Below are 17,311 nucleotides of genomic sequence, written 5' to 3'. Positions count from 1 at the left end.
GCCATGACCGCCAGCACCGCCACCACTGCCTCCGGCGAGTCGCATCGCATCCAGGTCGAGGGCGTCGGCCTGCACGTTCGCGTGGACGGCGCCGATGGCCCCTGGGTGATTCTTGCGCATGCGCTCGGTGCCGACCATACGCTCTGGGATGCGACGGCGCGCCACCTGTCCGCGCGCTATCGCGTGGTGCGACCGGACATGCGCGGGCATGGCGCCAGCGACGCCCCGGTCGGCCCCTACACCATGATGCGCCTGGCCGACGACGTCGCGGCCATCATGGATGCGCTGCAGATCCCGCAGGCGCATTTCTGCGGCATCTCGGTGGGCGGCATGATCGGCCAGACGCTGGGCGTGCGCCATGCCGAGCGGCTGCTGTCGCTGACGCTCGCGGCCACCATCAGCCACACGCCGCTCGATGCGCACCCGATGTGGCATAACCGCATCGGGCAGGTCGAGGCGCATGGCATGTCCGGACTGGTCGATGCCACGCTGGAGCGCTGGCTGACCAAGCCCTACCGCCAGGCGCACGAGGACGAGGTCGCGCGCATCCGCGCCATGCTGCTGGCCACGCCGGTGCGCGGCTATGTCGGCGTGGGGCAGGCCATCATGGCGTTCGACGTGCGCAGCGCGCTGTCCCGCATCCACTGCCCGACACTGCTGGTCGCGGGCGAACACGACCAGGGCGCGACGGTGGCGATGGCGCAGTCCATCGCCGAGGCGATTCCCGGCTCGCGGCTCGAAGTCTTGCCGGCGGCGCATCTGGTGTCGATCGAGCAGGCTGAGCGCTTTCACGCCGCTCTTGACGCCTTCCTTGGCAACGCTGCCTGCGGCGGCCAATGCGACGTTCCATAACGCACAACGCAGTGGTGCCCTATTCTCAAGAAACTTGTTGATGTTGCCGTTGCCCAACTTACAGAGGCAGAAAACGTTGTATCCGTACGGCGGCTCGCACGCAAAACTTGAAATCGGCGTGGCCGCCCCTAGCTTGGAGGTAAGAACGCGGCGCCCCCGCTCAATTTGCAACAATGAAAGGGCCCGCCGCCAACCATGACGCGAGGAGGTGTGCCATGCAAATGATCTACAACAGCGACAACTACTGCATCGTGGAATTTGGTGTGGATGTCGAGCAAGCGCCTCTCGAATTCGGCGGTTATGAAATCGTAGACAAGAACATGAAGCGCGAGATTTTTCTTGGCGGCAAGCTGGCCGAGAACTTCAGGGCCGATGTGCAGCGGCTGATCGAGAGCGAGCCGTCGGTCGAAGAAGTTGACGATTTTCTCGGGAAGTTCGATACGGTCATGACGCATCCGCTGGTGATGCACTGACGCTCGAACGAATCGCGTCTGGTGGTGGTAACGCCCGCGCTTGCGCGGGCGTTTTTGTTTTTTTAAACGTCTTCAAGGGCCAATACGTCAGTACTGCTCCCAATCCAACCCTTCATGCCGCCATCCGTTAACCGTATTCCGATGCCGCTGCGCATCGAGATCTCCTTCGAATCCGTGCAGCACGTTATAGACGCTGGAGAAGCCCGCCCCCTCCAGCGCGCGCGCCGCCGCCGTGGAGCGATTGCCGCTGCGGCAGATCAGCAGCACGGGTCGCGCTGAAACGTGGCCGGCCAGCTTTTTCACGACCTGCACGAAATGCGGATTCACTTCCCAGTCCGGCCCGTCGTTCCACGGTACGTTGTGCGCACCTTTGGGGTGGCCGACGAACAGGTATTCCATTTCGCTGCGGCAATCGATAAACAGCGTGTCGGGGGATTCCAGCAGCAACTTCTGGGCGTCGGCGGGGCTGAGATGTTCCATGGCAGGGCGCGGGAGCCGGCAGGAATGCCGGCGATGGGGATCCGATGGTGACTGTTACGCCTCTCAGTGTAGGTCCGCAGCGCGCGCACAGGCAACCTCCGGCGCCCGCAAGGCCTTGATACACCTGATAAAATCGCCCTCTTGACGATTTGTCCCGCCTTCCACAGTCCCCGCCATGAGTGCCCCTGACCAACCCTCCGTGCGTCCCTATACCCGGGCTGCCAACCTGCCCCGGCTGCTGCGCGAGCGCATCCTGATCCTGGACGGCGCCATGGGCACCATGATCCAGCGCTACAAGCTCACCGAGGCCGACTACCGCGGCGCGCGCTTCACGGAACACAAGGTCGACGTGAAGGGCAACAACGAACTGCTGGTGCTCACGCGCCCGCAGGTCATCAGCGAGATCCACGAGCAGTACCTTGCCGCCGGCGCGGACATCATCGAGACCAATACTTTCGGTGCCACCAGCGTGGCGCAGGAAGACTACAAGATGGCCGAGCTGGCGTACGAGATGAACGTCGAGGCAGCAAAGCTCGCGCGCGCGGCCTGCGACAAGTACAGCACGCCGGACAAGCCGCGCTTCGTCGCCGGCGCGTTCGGCCCGACGCCGAAGACCGCAAGCATCTCGCCCGACGTGAATGACCCGGGCGCGCGCAATGTCACCTTCGAGCAACTGCGCGAGTCCTACTACGAGCAGGGCAAGGGTTTGCTCGAAGGCGGCGCCGATGTGTTCCTGGTCGAAACGATCTTCGACACGCTCAACGCCAAGGCTTGCCTGTTTGCCATCGACCAGCTGTTCGAGGACACCGGCGAACGACTGCCCGTGATGATCTCCGGCACCGTGACCGATGCCTCCGGCCGCATCCTCTCGGGCCAGACCGTCGAAGCGTTCTGGAACAGCCTGCGCCACGTGAAGCCCGTCACCTTCGGCCTGAACTGCGCGCTCGGCGCGACGCTGATGCGTCCGTATATCGCCGAGCTGGCGAAGGTGTGCGACGTGGCGATTTCCTGCTACCCGAACGCCGGCCTGCCCAACCCGATGAGCGACACCGGTTTCGACGAAACGCCGGAAGTCACTTCGTCGCTGGTGGAGGAATTTGCGGCCTCCGGCCTGGTGAACCTGGTGGGCGGCTGCTGCGGCACCACGCCCGAACACATTGCCGCGATCGCCCAGCGCGTGGCCAACAAGACCCCGCGCACGTGGCCGGGCCAGTACAGCGAAGCCGCCTGAGCCGGCGAGAAGAACCCATGAGCACGAACCAACTGCCCCCGCGCCCGATGCGCCTGTCCGGCCTGGAGCCGTTCACGATCGACGACGACACGCTCTTCGTCAACGTCGGCGAACGGACCAACGTCACGGGCTCCAAAGCCTTCGCCCGCATGATCCTGAACGGACAGTTCGACGAGGCGCTGGCGGTGGCCCGCCAGCAGGTCGAGAACGGCGCGCAGATCATCGACATCAATATGGACGAGGCGATGCTGGATTCGAAAGCGGCCATGGTCCGCTTCCTGAACCTGATTGCTTCCGAGCCCGATATCGCGCGCGTGCCGATCATGATCGACTCCTCCAAGTGGGAAGTGATCGAGGCCGGCTTGCAGTGCGTGCAGGGCAAGCCCGTGGTGAACTCGATCTCGCTGAAGGAAGGCGAGGAACAGTTCCGCCACCATGCCGAGCTGATCCGCCGCTACGGCGCCGCCACCGTGGTGATGGCCTTCGACGAACAGGGCCAGGCCGACACGTTCGCGCGCAAGACCGAGATCTGCAAGCGCAGCTATGACTTCCTGGTGAACGAAGTCGGCTTCCCGCCCGAGGACATCATCTTCGACCCGAACATCTTCGCGGTGGCCACCGGTATCGAGGAACACAACAACTACGCGGTGGACTTCATCGAAGCCACGGCCTGGATCAAGCAGAACCTGCCGTATGCCAAGGTGAGCGGCGGCGTGTCGAACGTGTCGTTCTCGTTTCGCGGCAACGACCTGGTGCGCGAGGCGATCCACACCGTGTTCCTGTACCACGCCATCGCGGCGGGCATGGACATGGGCATCGTGAACGCCGGCCAGCTCGGCGTGTACGACCAGCTCGATCCCGAGTTGCGCGAGCGCGTGGAAGACGTGGTGCTGAACCGCCGCGATGACGCGACCGACCGCCTGCTGGAGATCGCCGACCGCTTCAAGGGCGGCGGCGCAAAGCGCGAAGAGAATCTCGCCTGGCGCGGCACGCCGGAAGCCCCGGTGTCGGTAGGCGAGCGCCTGGCGCATGCGCTGGTGCACGGCATCACCAACTTCATCGTCGAAGATACCGAGGAAGCCCGCCAGCAGATCGCCGCACGCGGCGGACGTCCGATCGAGGTGATCGAAGGCCCGCTGATGGATGGCATGAACATCGTCGGCGACCTGTTCGGCGCGGGCAAGATGTTCCTGCCGCAGGTGGTCAAGAGCGCGCGCGTGATGAAGCAGGCAGTGGCCCACCTGCTGCCTTTCATCGAGGAAGAGAAGCGCCTGCTGGCCGAGGCCGGCGGCGATGTGCGCTCGCGCGGCAAGATCGTGATCGCCACCGTGAAGGGCGATGTGCACGACATCGGCAAGAACATCGTGTCGGTGGTGCTCCAGTGCAATAACTTCGAAGTGGTCAACATGGGCGTGATGGTCCCGTGCAACGAGATCCTGGCCAAGGCCAAGGTCGAGGGCGCGGATATCGTCGGCCTGTCGGGGCTGATCACGCCGTCGCTCGAAGAGATGGCCTACGTGGCGTCGGAAATGCAGCGCGACGACTACTTCCGCGTGAAGAAGATCCCGCTGCTGATCGGCGGCGCGACCACGTCGCGCGTGCATACGGCGGTGAAGATTGCGCCGAACTACGAAGGCCCGGTGGTGTACGTGCCGGACGCTTCGCGCTCGGTCAGCGTGGCATCGAGCCTGCTGTCGGACGAAGGCGCTACGAAGTATCTCGACGAACTGAAGACCGACTACGACCGCATCCGCGCGCAGCACGCCGGCAAGAAGGCATTGCCGATGGTGACGCTGGCCGAGGCCCGTGCCAACAAGACGCCGATCGACTGGAGCGGCTACGTGCCGCCGAAGCCGAAGTTCATCGGCCGGCGCGTGTTCCGCAACTACGACCTCGCGGAACTGGCCAAATTCATCGACTGGGGCCCGTTCTTCCAGACCTGGGACCTGGCCGGCAAATTCCCGGACATCCTCAACGACGAGATCGTCGGCGAGTCCGCGCGCAAGGTCTACTCGGATGGCAAGGCCATGCTGTCTCGCCTGATCCAGGGCCGCTGGCTGACCGCCAACGGCGTGATGGCGCTGCTGCCGGCCAACACCGTCAACGACGACGACATCGAGATCTACACCGACGAAACCCGTAGCAAGGTTGCCCTCACGTGGCACAACGTGCGCCAGCAGGGCGAGCGTCCCGTGGTGGACGGCGTACGCCGTCCCAACCGCTGCCTGTCTGATTTCATCGCGCCCAAGGCCTCGGGCGTGGCGGACTACATCGGGCTGTTCGCGGTGACGGCCGGTATCGGCGTCGACAAGAAGGAAGCCCAGTTCGAAGCCGACCACGACGACTACAGCGCCATCATGCTGAAGGCACTGGCCGACCGCTTCGCAGAAGGCTTTGCCGAATGCCTGCACCAGCGTGTGCGCACGGACCTTTGGGGCTACGACGCCGCCGAGCACCTGAGCAACGACGACCTGATTGCCGAGAAGTACCGCGGCATCCGCCCGGCGCCCGGCTACCCGGCCTGCCCGGAGCACACCGTCAAGGGCCCGATGTTCAGCTTCCTCGACTGCGCGGAGATCGGGATGGGCATTACCGAGGCGCTGGCGATGACGCCGGCGGCCTCGGTCAGCGGCTTCTACCTGTCGCATCCGGACTCGACCTACTTCACGATCGGCAAGATCGGCCAGGACCAGCTCGACGACATGGCGGCCCGCCGCCACGAGGACCGCAACGCCGTGGCGCGCGCGCTTGCGCCCAACCTGTAACGGCATGCACGCGTGGGCACCGCGAACGTGCGGTGCCCGGAATCGCGCAGGTCGCTGATGCAGCAGGGAATTTGCCTTGCTTCGCAGCATCGGCCATTCGAAGGCGGCGTTCGCGCCGCTTCACATCTCCTTACACTGCATTGCAATCGCTCACAGACCGCGGGCGGGGGCATCCCTAGACTTGGTTCCAAGTTCACGTGAACAACAGCGTGGATGCCGCGGCGAATGTTTCGCTGCGGATCACCTGAAAGGAGCCTTTCCATGAAGAAACTGCTGATCTCCCTGTCCGCCCTGTCGATCGCTGCTGCTTCGTCGCTGGCCATGGCGCAAGGCACCGGTACCACCACGGGCAACCCCGGCGTCAGGGCCGACGTCGGTGCCGCCGTGAACGCGCCGGCTCCGACAGCCGGCGGGGCGCAAGCGGGCGTGGGTGCGTCGACCTCTCTGGACAAGGGCCATGCCGCCACGCCGGCCACACCCGCCACGCCGGCCACACCGGCCACATCCTCCACACGTGCCACGCCTGCAACCCCGGCCGAGCCGGCTGACCCGGCCAAGGCCGATACCGGCAAGGGCAAGTCAAAGCACAGCGCCAAGTCGCACAAGAAGGACAAGTCTGACGCCTCCCTGGGGGCCAGCGCAGGCGCCGAAGCGGGTGCCAACACCCAATAAGCCAAAGCGCAGGCCGGCCCAGCCGGTTTGATGCAACGCAGCAGAGCGGGACGGACCTCCAGCCGTCCCGCTCTGCTTTGGTGCGTGCGGTTGTCACGCAGCGCCATGTCAGCCTGACACTGACAGTCCGCGGCGCGTTGCGGCACTACAATGCTTACACAGCAAGCGGTTCCGCCTGCACCCGTCTTTGGGCGAAAGCCCCAACAGTGGAGCCATGATGATCCGCGTCCTGATCGCTGATGATCACGAGATTGTTCGCGCAGGGCTGCGCCAGTTCCTTGCTGATGAACCTGATATCCAGGTCACCGGAGAGGCCGGTAGCGGCGACGAAGTCATGGCGCAATTGCGCGATGGCGAATTCGACGTGCTGGTGCTCGACATCTCGATGCCCGAACGCAATGGCATCGACGTGCTCAAGCTGATTCGCCAGCGCAAGCCCGACCTGCCGGTGCTGATCCTTTCCACCTATCCCGAAGACCAGTACGCGATCAACCTGATTCGCGCCGGGGCTTCGGGCTACCTGACCAAGGAAAGCGCGCCGGATGACCTGGTCAAGGCCATCCGCACCGTGGCGCAAGGCCGGCGCTACGTCAGCGCGGCCGTGGCGGACCTGCTGATCGGCGGCCTCGACAAGCCGACCGAGCAGCCGGTGCACCAGATGTTGTCCGAGCGCGAGTTCCAGATTTTCTGCAAGCTGTCGCGCGGCCAGTCGGTATCGGTGATCGCGGACGAACTCTTCCTGAGCGTGAAGACCGTCAGCACTTACCGTTCACGCATTCTGGAGAAAATGGGCATGAAGACCAACGCGGATCTGACCTACTACGCCATCAAGAACGGCCTGGTCGAATAGATCGGATCAGGCGATCTCGTCGCGCAGGGCTGGCTGGCGCGATGGGGCAACCCCACCACCGGACGTAGTTGACGAATGTCGGAGCAGGCTTCGAACCCCCCATACCGGGCACTGCGCGTTCTTCTGATCGAAGACTCGGCAGTGCTGCGCGGCATGCTCCTTGAGTACCTGAGCGACTTTCCCTATGTGCAGAGCATCGACTGGGCCGATACCGAGGCCATGGCATTGCGCTTGCTGGCCAACGGCCAGCCGTATGACGTGGTGATCGTCGACCTGCAGCTGCGCCAGGGCAATGGCATCAATGTGCTGAGCGCCATGAAGAGCCAGGGCTTGCCCGGCATGCGCATCGTGTACACCAACCACGCGCAGGTCTCGATGTACCGGCGCCAGTGCGCCGAGGCCGGGGCCGACTATTTCTTCGACAAGTCGCTCGAACTCGAGCAGGTGTTCCGCGTGATCGAGGAACACGCGGCGGGCGCTGCCTGACCTGCTTCCCAGTGCGTCCCGCACTGCCTCGCCCTGCCTTGCCGCTTGCGCTGACCGGCTATTCCGGCTGGGTCTCGGCCGGCTCCTCCGCCGGTGCCAGCACCGACGCGGTGAGCGGCACCTCCACGCGGATGCTGACGCCGGTATTGGGCGACGACACGATCTCCATGCTGCCGCCGAGCGCCGTCACGCGCTGCTCCATGCCAAGCAGACCATGGTGTCCGGCCGTGCTGCCGGCATCGAAGTCGGGCGGCAGGCCCTTGCCATCGTCGTGGATCGTCAGCGTGAGCTGCGTCTCCGTGTGGCCCAGCGACAGGCGGATATGGGTTGCCTCCGAATACTTGCTGGCGTTGGTGAACGATTCCTGGGCGATCCGATAGAGCGCAATCGCGGCATCGTCGCGCAGGCGCGGGAGATCGTCGGGAATGCTGACTTCGGACTCCCAGTGATTGCGCCCGGCGACGTCCTCGACCAGCTGGCACAGCGCCGCCCGCAGCCCCAGGTTGAGCAGCACGGTCGGCCGCAGGTCTTCGATCAGGCGGCGCTTGATCTGGATGCCCTGGTCCACGTGGAGCATCACGCGCGTCAGCTTGTCCGCGGCTTCCGGGTGGCTCTCCTGCACGCGCCGGCGGACCCAGTGCAGGTCCAGCTTGATGGCGGTGAGGATGGCGCCGAGTTCGTCGTGCAGTTCGCGCGCCAGGCGCGTCTTCTCGTCTTCGGTCACGCGCTGCAGGTGACCGGCGAGCGCCGACAGCTGACGCGTGCGCGCGCGCACCTTGCGGTCGAGCCGCAGACCTTCTTCTTCCGCCTGCGAGCGCGCGGCTTCGGACATGGTCAGGCGCTTGGCGTGGCCCAGCCCCACCGCGATCAGCAGCACGATATTGATGGCCGTCAGCAGGCCGATGCCGTAACGCGACAACTGCACGTCGCGCTCCGCGCCCACCAGCCGGTGGGCGACGGTCTCCGCTTCGCGCGCCTGGAGCTGGTCCAGGCCGCGGCGCGCGTTGTCCATGGTCTGCTTGCCGTAGTCGGTACGCACCAGGTCCAGCGCCACCATCAGGTCGCGCTTGCCGTACAGCAGCGTCAGTGCCATTTCATTGAGCTTGCTGCTGATCTGCTTGGACGTGTCGCCGAACAGCTTGAGCCCTTCTTCGTCGGTGGCGTAGTCCGCGCGGATGCTTGCCGTCAGGTCGGCGATGCGCGGCAGGGCCTTGTAGTAGGGCTCCAGATACGTGTCCTTGCCGGTCAGCAGGAAGCCGCGCTGGCCGGCCTCCGCATTGACCAGTTCTCCCTGGAGCGCGGCCAGATGCGTCTGCAGGCGCTGCGAGCGGATGACATCGTTGTAGCTCTCGCGCAGGCGGATATTGCCGGTTTCAGAGGCGACCAGCACCGCCAGGGTCAGCAGGATGCCGCCGGCAAGCAGCAGGGTATGGGGCAGGAAGGACTGCTTGAACTGCTTGAGCATGAGGCAATTCCTCGGTGGGGCGCTTGCCGCCGGGAGCGGCCATGGGATCACATACTCACGGCGAGGTCAACCTGCGACTGTGTCCCCGGCCACGTCTCGAAGGACCTTCGGCGAGCCGGAAATACGGTCGCGGACGGCACTGTAGGACTTGGCTGACAGCGGAATCGGCCCGCTTTCGGTGTCTGTGCCGGGGGCGGCTTCCTACGATGAGGCTATGAGCTTGCACGTCACCGCGCAAGTCCTAACCGGCGATGCTGCCCGTCCGGCGGGCACCTGTCGCCACCATCGGGAGTTCAGTCATGCTGCAATATGCACTCGTCTTTTTCGTAATCGCGCTGATTGCCGCGGTGTTCGGTTTTGGCGGTATTGCTGCCGGCGCCGTGGAGATCGCCAAGATCCTGTTCTTCATCTTCCTGATCGTGGCCCTGGTCGCCGCCGTGATGGGTCTGGTCCGCAGGCGGTGACGCGCGACGTGTCCCGAACCGTGCCCTGAGACTTAGGAGTAGCCCTATGCTGACGCAGAACCCGAAAGTCCGGAAGGAAATCACCCACCTCGCCGACAGCGCCGACAGTACGATTCGCCGGATCCGGCATGCGGCACGCGACACGCGCGATGCCGCCGGCCCGATCTCGAACGAAGTGAAGTCCCTGATCGCGCAACTTCAGCACACCATCGAAGTGCTGGCCACCGAAGGATCCGAGCAGAGCCTGAGCGCCGGGCGCCGCCTGCGCGAACGGGCCAGCGAAATGACCGATCGCCTGCGCGCGCAGGCCGGCGACAGTGTGACGCAGGTTCGCGAGCGCATGGATGGTGCGGTCGTGCAGGCGCAACAGCGCGTGGCCGAGTCCCCGCTCAAGGCGGTCGGCCTCGCCGCCGCGATCGGTGCGCTGATTGGCCTGTTGCTGGCAACGCGTAGCGGGAGTAACCGGGAGTAGCTCGCTGCGGCCGTCCGCGGGCAGGCGCGACGGCCGGCGGCAACGTTCCCCCCTTGTCCGGAAGACATCCACGTTCCGGAAGCCTGGCCCCGCTGAGGCGGCGCCAGGCGTTTTTTTGTTCGCCGGCCGTTGCCGGTGAGTCCCGGTCCTGATCCCCGTCAGACGCCCCAGAGCACATCCACGCCTTCCTTCTGCGAGGCGCGCAGCATGTCGAGGAACGGGTAGGCACGCTGGCCGAGGTGCAGCGGTTCGTCCTCATCGTCATGCTTGTCTTCGTTGACGGCGGTTTCCGCGGGATGATTGCGCTTGGCGTCGCTCACGGCGGCTTCCAGCTTCTGGATCGCGCGTGGCATCTCTTCCGTGGTGATCACCCCCCGCTCTCCGAGATGCTTGCCGATGATGCCCAGGAGCGTTACGGCCAGATCCCTCATCATGATCAGGTCTTGCGCGGCGTGGGATTTAAAGGTGATCAGCATGATGTTGTTTCCTTTTACGGACACGCATGACGCGGTCTCCCGGGGGCGGGAGCGGCCGCGCGGATTGTGGCTCTTGCGAGCCGCGCGCATGATGTCAGCATAGCACCTGATAAAATTCCGCGTTTCCGAATTCCATTGCCGGTCACGCGGCGCGGCGTTCACTTGCGCGCCGCTTCGTTCGACTCCGCGGCGCCTTGCCCGTGGCTTTACGCCGGCATTGCCGGCTGGGCTCCCGGGCGCCGTCGCGCCGCCTGCCAGACTTACTGCCCACCAGGGCTTTGACATCCATGCTGCCTGTTCAGACCTCCAATCTTGCCGCTGCGTTCACCGATGCGGTGCGCGCGCTCGCTCCGGCCGACGCGGCCCTGCCGGCCGTGACTTTCGAGCGGCCCAAGGCCGCCGCCCACGGCGACCTGGCGTGCAACATCGCCATGCAGGTGGCACGCGCGCTCAAGAGCAATCCGCGCGAACTGGCGCAGCGCATCGTGGCGGCAGTCCAGGCCGATCCGCGCGCGGCCGGCCTGGTCGCGGCCATGGAGATCGCCGGCCCCGGCTTCATCAACCTGCGCCTGACACCGGCGGCCAAGGCCGACGTGCTGCGCGCGGTGCTGAACCAGGGCGACCGGTACGGCGCGCAGGAACGTGGCATGCATGGCAACGTGCTGGTCGAGTTCGTCTCGGCCAACCCGACCGGCCCGCTGCACGTCGGCCATGGCCGCCAGGCCGCGCTCGGCGATGCGCTCGCCAACCTGCTGTCCTGGCAGGGCTACGACGTGCACCGCGAGTTCTACTACAACGATGCCGGCGTGCAGATCCAGAACCTGGCCGTGTCGGTCCAGGCGCGTGCGCGCGGCTTCAAGCCCGGCGACGCCAACTGGCCGGAAGCCGCCTATAACGGCGACTATATTGCCGACATCGCCGCCGACTTCCTGGCTGGCAAGACCGTGAGCGCCTCGGACGGCCAGCCGGTGACCGCATCGGGCAATCCCGAGGATGTCGACTCGATCCGCAAGTTCGCGGTGACCTACCTGCGCAACGAGCAGGACATCGACCTGCAGGCCTTCGGCGTCAAGTTCGACCGCTATTACCTGGAGTCGTCGCTGTACACCGACGGCCGCGTGGAAGCCGCGGTCCGGGGGCTGGTCGCCAAGGGCAAGACCTACGAGAGCGAGGGCGCGCTGTGGCTGCGCACCACCGACGACGGCGACGACAAGGACCGGGTCATGAAGAAGACCGACGGTACCTACACCTACTTCGTGCCGGACGTGGCCTACCACACCACCAAGTGGGAGCGCGGCTTCGGCAAGGTCATCAACGTGCAGGGCAGCGACCACCACGGCACCATCGCGCGCGTGCGCGCCGGGCTGCAGGGCCTGGACATCGGCATCCCCAAGGGCTACCCCGACTACGTGCTGCACAAGATGGTCACCGTGATGAAGAACGGCGAGGAGGTGAAGATCTCCAAGCGTGCCGGCTCCTACGTGACCGTGCGCGATCTGATCGAATGGTCCAACGGTGGCGACGAAACCATCCGCGGCTGCCTGGACGCCGGCGTGGCCGACTGGCCCGCGCACTTCACGCGCGGGCGCGACGCGGTGCGTTTCTTCCTGCTGTCGCGCAAGGCCGATACCGAATTCGTGTTCGACGTCGACCTGGCGCTCAAGCAGAACGACGAGAACCCGGTGTACTACGTGCAGTACGCCCATGCGCGCATCTGCTCGATCTTCGAATCGTGGGGGGGCGCCGAGTGGGAAGGCCGCCTGGCCGAACTGGCCGGCACCGACCTGGCCGCCGTCACCGGCGCCGACGTCAGCCCGCAGGCACTGGCACTGGGCCAGCGCCTGGCCGAGTTCCCCGAGATGCTGGCCGCCGCCGCGGGCGAACTGGCACCGCACGCGGTCGCGTTCTACCTGCGCGACCTGGCGGGCGACTTCCATGCGTTCTACAACACCGACCGCGTGCTGGTCGACGACGAATCGGTCAAGCGCGCGCGCCTGGCACTGCTGGCGGCCACGCGCCAGGTACTGCGCAACGGCCTGGCGGTGATCGGCGTCTCGGCGCCTCGTCGCATGTAAGCATGTAAGCATGTAGGTCAGGACGCGACCGCAGGACCAGGCCGGAGAAGGACGGGCCGCCCAAGGGCCGCCCGCGCCGCGGCCGGTGCCTGCGCGGGCGGCGCTGGCACTATAATCTCCCGGCAACACCTAAGAGGACTTATGCAACAGCAACGCAAGCGCGATGCGCGTAGTGCCCGCCGCAGCCAGCAGCGCGGTGGAACGTTCCTGGGCCTGGTGCTCGGGCTGATCGTCGGACTGGCCATCGCCGTGGTCGTCGCCCTGTACATCACCAAGTCCCCGGCGCCGTTCCAGCAGAAGAACGCGCCGCGGCCGGCCGCCGAGCCGGGCAACGTGGCCAGCACGCTGCCCAGCCCCACGCAATCCCAGTCCCAGCAGGAAGGGCCGACCGACCCGAACAAGCCGCTGTGGAGCAAGACCCCGGCCAAGCCGGTCGGCCAGCCCGCGCCCGAGGCGCCGTCGCAGCAAGCGGCGCCCGACCGGAGCAACGGCGATCGGCAGCCGCCGGTAGCCGTGGCGCGTCCGGCGGAAAAGCCGGCCGAGAAGCCGGCTGAGAAGCCGGCTGAAAAGTCTGCCGAGAAGCCCCTTGCCATGAACAAGCCGGTCGAGAAGCCGGTGGCGGATCCGATTGCCGAGATCGCCCAGGCCGATGCCAACAAGGTCGGCTACCTGCTGCAGGTGGGTGCGTTCCGCTCGTCGGACGACGCCGACCGCCAGAAGGCCAATCTCGCCATGCAGGGCTTCGAGGCCAGGATTACCGACCGCGATGTCAACGGCGTGAAGATGTACCGCGTGCGGATCGGCCCGTACAACCGCATCGAGGACATGAACAAGGCGCGCGACCGGCTGCAGTCGGCCGGCTTCGACGCCTCGGTGATCCGCTTCACCAAGCAGTAACGCGCTGTAACCCCCAGGGCCGGCGGCCCGCTGAACCGGATGCCGCCGCCGCTGTCATACGCTCATCGCCCAACCCGGAAGGCTGCTCCAAGATGAAGAAACTCGCCGCACTGATTGCCACGTTTGCCGCTGTCGGCGGCCTGCTGATGAACGCCCCTGCCCAGGCGGCGCCCACCGAAGGCAAGGAATACCAGGTGCTGAAGGCGCCGCAGCCCGTGCCGGCAGGCAAGATCGAGGTTACCGAGTTTTTCTGGTACGGCTGCCCGCACTGCTTTGACTTCGAGCCCGAGCTCGAGGCCTGGGTCAAGAAGCAGGGCAAGGACGTCGTGTTCAAGCGCGTGCCGGTCGCCTTCCGCGACGACCTGCTGCCGCATACCAAGATCTTCTATGCGCTGGAGTCCCTCGGCAAGCTGGACGCCATGCACGCCAAGGTCTTCAATGCGATCCACGTCGAGCGCAAGCGCATGCTGGACCCGAACGAGATCGCCGACTTCATGGCCAAGAACGGCATCGACCGCAAGGCGTTCCTGGATGCCTACAACTCGTTCTCGGTGACCACCAACGCGCAACGCGCCAACAAGATCGCCGACGCCTACAAGGTCGATGGCGTGCCGACCGTGGTGGTCCAGGGCAAGTACGAGACCTCGCCGTCCATCGCGGGCACCAAGACCGGCGCGATCCAGGCCATGGATTACCTGGTGACGCAGGTCCGCGACAAGAAGCTCTGAGCGGTATTCCCGAAGGCCGGTACGGTTGCGTACCGGCCTTTTTTCATTTGAGCCTCCGGTAGACCGATGCGCCCCCTGAAAGTCTTTCTTACCGGCGCCTCCAGCGGCCTGGGCCACGCGCTGGCACGCGAGTATGCGCGGCAAGGCGCCATCCTGGGACTGGTGGCGCGGCGCGAGGGCGCCTTGCGCGACCTGGCCCAGACCCTGCCCAATCCCGGCGCGGTCCATGTCTATGCCGCCGACGTGCGCGACGCCGACGCCATGGCGCGGGCCGCGCAGCATTTCCTGGACCGCATCGGCGTGCCCGACGTCGTGATCGCCAACGCCGGGGTTTCGGTGGGTACCGTGGCCAGCGAGCGAGAGGACCTGGAGGTCTTCCGCATGGTCATGGACACCAACTGGTTCGGCATGCTGACCACATTCCAGCCGTTCCTGCAGCCGATGCAAGACCGCGAACCGGGCGCCGGCGGCTGGCGCGGCACGCTGGTGGGCATTGCCAGCGTGGCGGGCGTGCGCGGGCTGCCCGGTGGCGGCGCCTACAGCGCGTCCAAGTCGGCGGTGATCAAGCTGCTGGAAAGCCTGCGGCTGGAGCAGCGGCGCCATGGCATCCGCGTGGTGACCATCGCGCCCGGCTATATCCGTACGCCGATGACAGCCCACAACCCTTACCGCATGCCGTTCCTGACCGATGCCGACGTGTTCGCCCGCAAGGCCGTGCGCGCGATTACAGCGGGAAGCCGCTTCCGGGTGATTCCGTGGCAAATGGGCGTGGTCGCGTCGCTGATGCACGTGATGCCGCGCTGGCTCTACGACGCACTGGCGGCAAAGGCTCCGCGCAAACCGCGCGGCGGCGCGGGAGACTGACCATGTGGCGCGACGCCATCGGCCAGCACCACGCCGCGGCCAGTGGGGAGGTCCGCATTGCTTCGCTGGTGCCGTCGGTGACCGAGCTGCTGTTCGCGCTCGAACTGGGCGGACAGATGGTGGCGCGCACGGGTTTCTGCATCCATCCGGAGCCGGACGTGCGCGCGGTGGCCAAGGTCGGTGGCACCAAGGACGTGAAGCTCGACCGCCTGCGCGCGCTTGCGCCGACGCATGTGGTGGTCAATATCGACGAGAACCGGCGTGAAACCGTGGACGAGATCCGCCGCTTCGTGCCGAACGTGATCGTCACGCATCCGTGCGCGCCGGAAGACAATCTGGCGCTGTACCGGCTGCTGGGTGGCATCTTCGGACGGCAGCCCCGGGCGCAGGCGCTGTGTGCCGCGCTGCAGGCGGAACTGGACGCTGTGCGCGCCCGCGCATGGCCGGCGCGCAAGGTGCTCTACGCCATCTGGCAGGATCCTTGGATGACGGTGTCGCGCGACACCTATATCAGCCGCATGCTGGCGCTGGTGAACTGGCAGACCTGGCCGGAAGACGTGCCGCAGGCCTGCGCGGACGGCGACTGCAGCCGTCCCAACGCGGCGGGGGAACGCTATCCGAGCTTCCGCTGGAGCGATGCGCTGGTGCGCGGGCTCGACGAGGTGCTGCTGTCCACCGAGCCCTACCGCTTTACCGAAGACCATGCCGATGCGCTGGAGCGGCAGCTCGGCAAGCCGGTGCAGCTGGTCGATGGGGAGATGCTGTCGTGGTATGGCAGCCGGGCGATCGAAGGGGTGCGCTATTTGGCGCGGCTGGCCGGTAGCGTCTGACTGATACGCGAGGTGTCATTCAGCGTTGGTTTTCTCGCCTCTCCCGCAGCGGGAGAGGGGAGAAAACAGAAGGTGTCCCGAAGCTCACCCCGCCCGGAACCGGATCACCCCATCATCCCCGAGTTCCCGCACCAGTTCCCCGCGATGCCACAGCGCATGCAGGTGCGCCAGCGACTCGCCCATGGCGAACGTCATCTGGTGGATATCGAACTGGCGCTTGAAGATCACGCCGACGATGTCATGCGCGCTGCACGGTTTTTCGCGGCAGGCGTCCAGCGTTTCGGCCAGCCGGTCCACATGGTGCTCGCGCAGCTGCGTGATGCGCGTATGCAGGTTGCGGAAGGGGCGGCCGTGCGACGGCAGGATCAGCACGTCGTCGGGCAGGTCCTGGTACTTTCCGAGCGAATCGAGGTAGAGCTGCAGCGAATTGGCTTCCGGCTCCATGTCGAACACGCTGACATTGGTCGAGATGCGCGGCAGCACCATGTCGCCCGAGATCAGCACGTTGGTAGCGGTGTTGTACAGCGCCACGTGCTCGGGTGAATGGCCGAAGCTGGTGATCACGCGCCAGCCGGCGGTGGCCGGCTCGGCGCCGATGGCGACGGTGTCGCCGTCCATCAGGCGGCGGTACCGCGTGGGCAGGTCCGGCACCAGCGACGGATAGTAGGTCTTGCGGGCGCGCAGCTTCTCCTGGCTGTCGGGGTCGGTCAGGCCATGGAGCGCGAAGTGCTCGGCCGCGAGTTCGCCGCCGGCGCTGGAGCCCGCGCCGGTGCCGCTGCCCATCACGCGGGCGCTCATGTAGTCGCCCAGGCTCATCCACAGTCGCACGTCGAAGCGCTTGCACAGCCAGTGCGCCAGGCCAACGTGGTCGGGGTGGCTGTGCGTGACCAGCACGCGCAGCACCGGCAGGCCTTCGAGTTCGTTGGCGAAGATGGTTTCCCAGTGCGCCTTGATGGTGTCGTTGGTGATGCCGCAATCGATGATGGTCCAGCCGTTCCGGCCGTCGATCCGGTCGCGCAGCAGCCACAGGTTGATGTGGTCCAGCGCGAAGGGCAGCGGCATGCGCAGCCAGTAGACGCCGGGCGCCACTTCCTGCTTGGTGCCGGGCTCGGGCATGGTGTCCGCGAACGGGTATTGGAGCTGGTGTTCGAGTGCGTTCATGAGGAGTCTCGTCGTCGAAGCCCTGCGCCTTGCATGCCGGGGCAGGCGGGGCCTTCTCGTGTTTGCCGTC

At 66.0% G+C, this 17,311-nt stretch carries 18 protein-coding genes; 14 read left to right on the top strand and 4 right to left on the bottom strand.

What is annotated here, in order from left to right; translation table 11 throughout:
- Nucleotides 1–3: 3 nt before the first annotated feature.
- Complete coding sequence (pcaD, locus tag AC3FKG_RS27635) at nt 4–852, top strand: 3-oxoadipate enol-lactonase (protein ID WP_488744672.1); 849 nt, start codon at nt 4–6, stop codon at nt 850–852.
- Nucleotides 853–1,067: 215 nt separating this feature from the next.
- Nucleotides 1,068–1,325 carry a BTH_I0359 family protein gene (locus AC3FKG_RS27630; protein ID WP_211946871.1) on the top strand — a complete coding sequence of 86 codons (258 nt, stop codon included), beginning with the start codon at nt 1,068–1,070 and terminating at the stop codon, nt 1,323–1,325.
- An 87-nt stretch (nt 1,326–1,412) separates the two neighbouring features.
- Here AC3FKG_RS27630 and AC3FKG_RS27625 read toward each other — a convergent pair whose 3' ends face one another.
- Entirely contained in the window at nt 1,413–1,805 is a 393-nt protein-coding gene (locus AC3FKG_RS27625) for a rhodanese-like domain-containing protein (protein WP_483710114.1), read from the bottom strand.
- A gap of 175 nt (nt 1,806–1,980) precedes the next feature.
- Here AC3FKG_RS27625 and AC3FKG_RS27620 point away from each other — a divergent pair, with 175 nt between their 5' ends.
- From AC3FKG_RS27620 to AC3FKG_RS27600, 5 genes are all read left to right on the top strand, one after another.
- On the top strand, nt 1,981–3,036 hold the full coding sequence (locus AC3FKG_RS27620; protein WP_483710115.1) for a homocysteine S-methyltransferase family protein: 1,056 nt from the start codon (nt 1,981–1,983) through the stop codon (nt 3,034–3,036).
- A gap of 17 nt (nt 3,037–3,053) precedes the next feature.
- Entirely contained in the window at nt 3,054–5,801 is a 2,748-nt protein-coding gene (gene metH / locus AC3FKG_RS27615) for a methionine synthase (protein ID WP_483710116.1), read from the top strand.
- A gap of 261 nt (nt 5,802–6,062) precedes the next feature.
- The gene (locus tag AC3FKG_RS27610; RefSeq protein WP_488744671.1) at nt 6,063–6,473 is read left to right on the top strand and encodes a hypothetical protein; all 411 of its coding nucleotides are present in this window, start codon (nt 6,063–6,065) and stop codon (nt 6,471–6,473) included.
- A 217-nt stretch (nt 6,474–6,690) separates the two neighbouring features.
- Entirely contained in the window at nt 6,691–7,323 is a 633-nt protein-coding gene (locus tag AC3FKG_RS27605; protein ID WP_011296311.1) for a response regulator, read from the top strand.
- A 75-nt stretch (nt 7,324–7,398) separates the two neighbouring features.
- On the top strand, nt 7,399–7,809 hold the full coding sequence (locus AC3FKG_RS27600; RefSeq protein WP_483710118.1) for a response regulator: 411 nt from the start codon (nt 7,399–7,401) through the stop codon (nt 7,807–7,809).
- A 58-nt stretch (nt 7,810–7,867) separates the two neighbouring features.
- Here AC3FKG_RS27600 and AC3FKG_RS27595 read toward each other — a convergent pair whose 3' ends face one another.
- Nucleotides 7,868–9,274, bottom strand: coding sequence for a sensor histidine kinase (locus AC3FKG_RS27595; RefSeq protein ID WP_483710119.1), 1,407 nt, complete (start codon nt 9,272–9,274; stop codon nt 7,868–7,870).
- A 299-nt stretch (nt 9,275–9,573) separates the two neighbouring features.
- Here AC3FKG_RS27595 and AC3FKG_RS27590 point away from each other — a divergent pair, with 299 nt between their 5' ends.
- Nucleotides 9,574–9,738, top strand: coding sequence for a DUF1328 domain-containing protein (locus AC3FKG_RS27590; protein WP_211946877.1), 165 nt, complete (start codon nt 9,574–9,576; stop codon nt 9,736–9,738).
- A 46-nt stretch (nt 9,739–9,784) separates the two neighbouring features.
- Entirely contained in the window at nt 9,785–10,210 is a 426-nt protein-coding gene (locus AC3FKG_RS27585; RefSeq protein ID WP_483710120.1) for an ElaB/YgaM/YqjD family protein, read from the top strand.
- A 158-nt stretch (nt 10,211–10,368) separates the two neighbouring features.
- Here the strand turns inward: AC3FKG_RS27585 and AC3FKG_RS27580 are convergent, their stop codons facing one another.
- Entirely contained in the window at nt 10,369–10,686 is a 318-nt protein-coding gene (locus AC3FKG_RS27580) for a DUF1840 domain-containing protein (protein WP_483710121.1), read from the bottom strand.
- 287 nt (nt 10,687–10,973) lie between these two features.
- Here AC3FKG_RS27580 and argS point away from each other — a divergent pair, with 287 nt between their 5' ends.
- The 5 genes from argS to AC3FKG_RS27555 all read left to right on the top strand — a co-directional run bounded on the left by argS (nt 10,974) and on the right by AC3FKG_RS27555 (nt 16,080).
- Nucleotides 10,974–12,761, top strand: a complete 1,788-nt coding sequence (argS, locus tag AC3FKG_RS27575; protein ID WP_483710122.1) for an arginine--tRNA ligase — start codon at nt 10,974–10,976, stop codon at nt 12,759–12,761.
- Nucleotides 12,762–12,902: 141 nt separating this feature from the next.
- Nucleotides 12,903–13,658 carry an SPOR domain-containing protein gene (locus AC3FKG_RS27570; protein ID WP_488744670.1) on the top strand — a complete coding sequence of 252 codons (756 nt, stop codon included), beginning with the start codon at nt 12,903–12,905 and terminating at the stop codon, nt 13,656–13,658.
- Nucleotides 13,659–13,750: 92 nt separating this feature from the next.
- Nucleotides 13,751–14,386, top strand: coding sequence for a thiol:disulfide interchange protein DsbA/DsbL (locus tag AC3FKG_RS27565; protein WP_483710124.1), 636 nt, complete (start codon nt 13,751–13,753; stop codon nt 14,384–14,386).
- 66 nt (nt 14,387–14,452) lie between these two features.
- Entirely contained in the window at nt 14,453–15,250 is a 798-nt protein-coding gene (locus AC3FKG_RS27560; RefSeq protein ID WP_488744669.1) for an SDR family oxidoreductase, read from the top strand.
- Nucleotides 15,251–15,252: 2 nt separating this feature from the next.
- Nucleotides 15,253–16,080, top strand: coding sequence for a helical backbone metal receptor (locus AC3FKG_RS27555; RefSeq protein ID WP_483710126.1), 828 nt, complete (start codon nt 15,253–15,255; stop codon nt 16,078–16,080).
- 84 nt (nt 16,081–16,164) lie between these two features.
- Here the strand turns inward: AC3FKG_RS27555 and AC3FKG_RS27550 are convergent, their stop codons facing one another.
- Nucleotides 16,165–17,241, bottom strand: a complete 1,077-nt coding sequence (locus AC3FKG_RS27550) for an MBL fold metallo-hydrolase (protein ID WP_488744668.1) — start codon at nt 17,239–17,241, stop codon at nt 16,165–16,167.
- Nucleotides 17,242–17,311: the final 70 nt, after the last annotated feature.

Source organism: Cupriavidus sp. 22TCCZM04-2 (assembly GCF_057798895.1).
The sequence above is the reverse complement of the archived record's forward strand: the minus strand, read 5'-3'. Positions and strand labels throughout refer to the sequence as shown.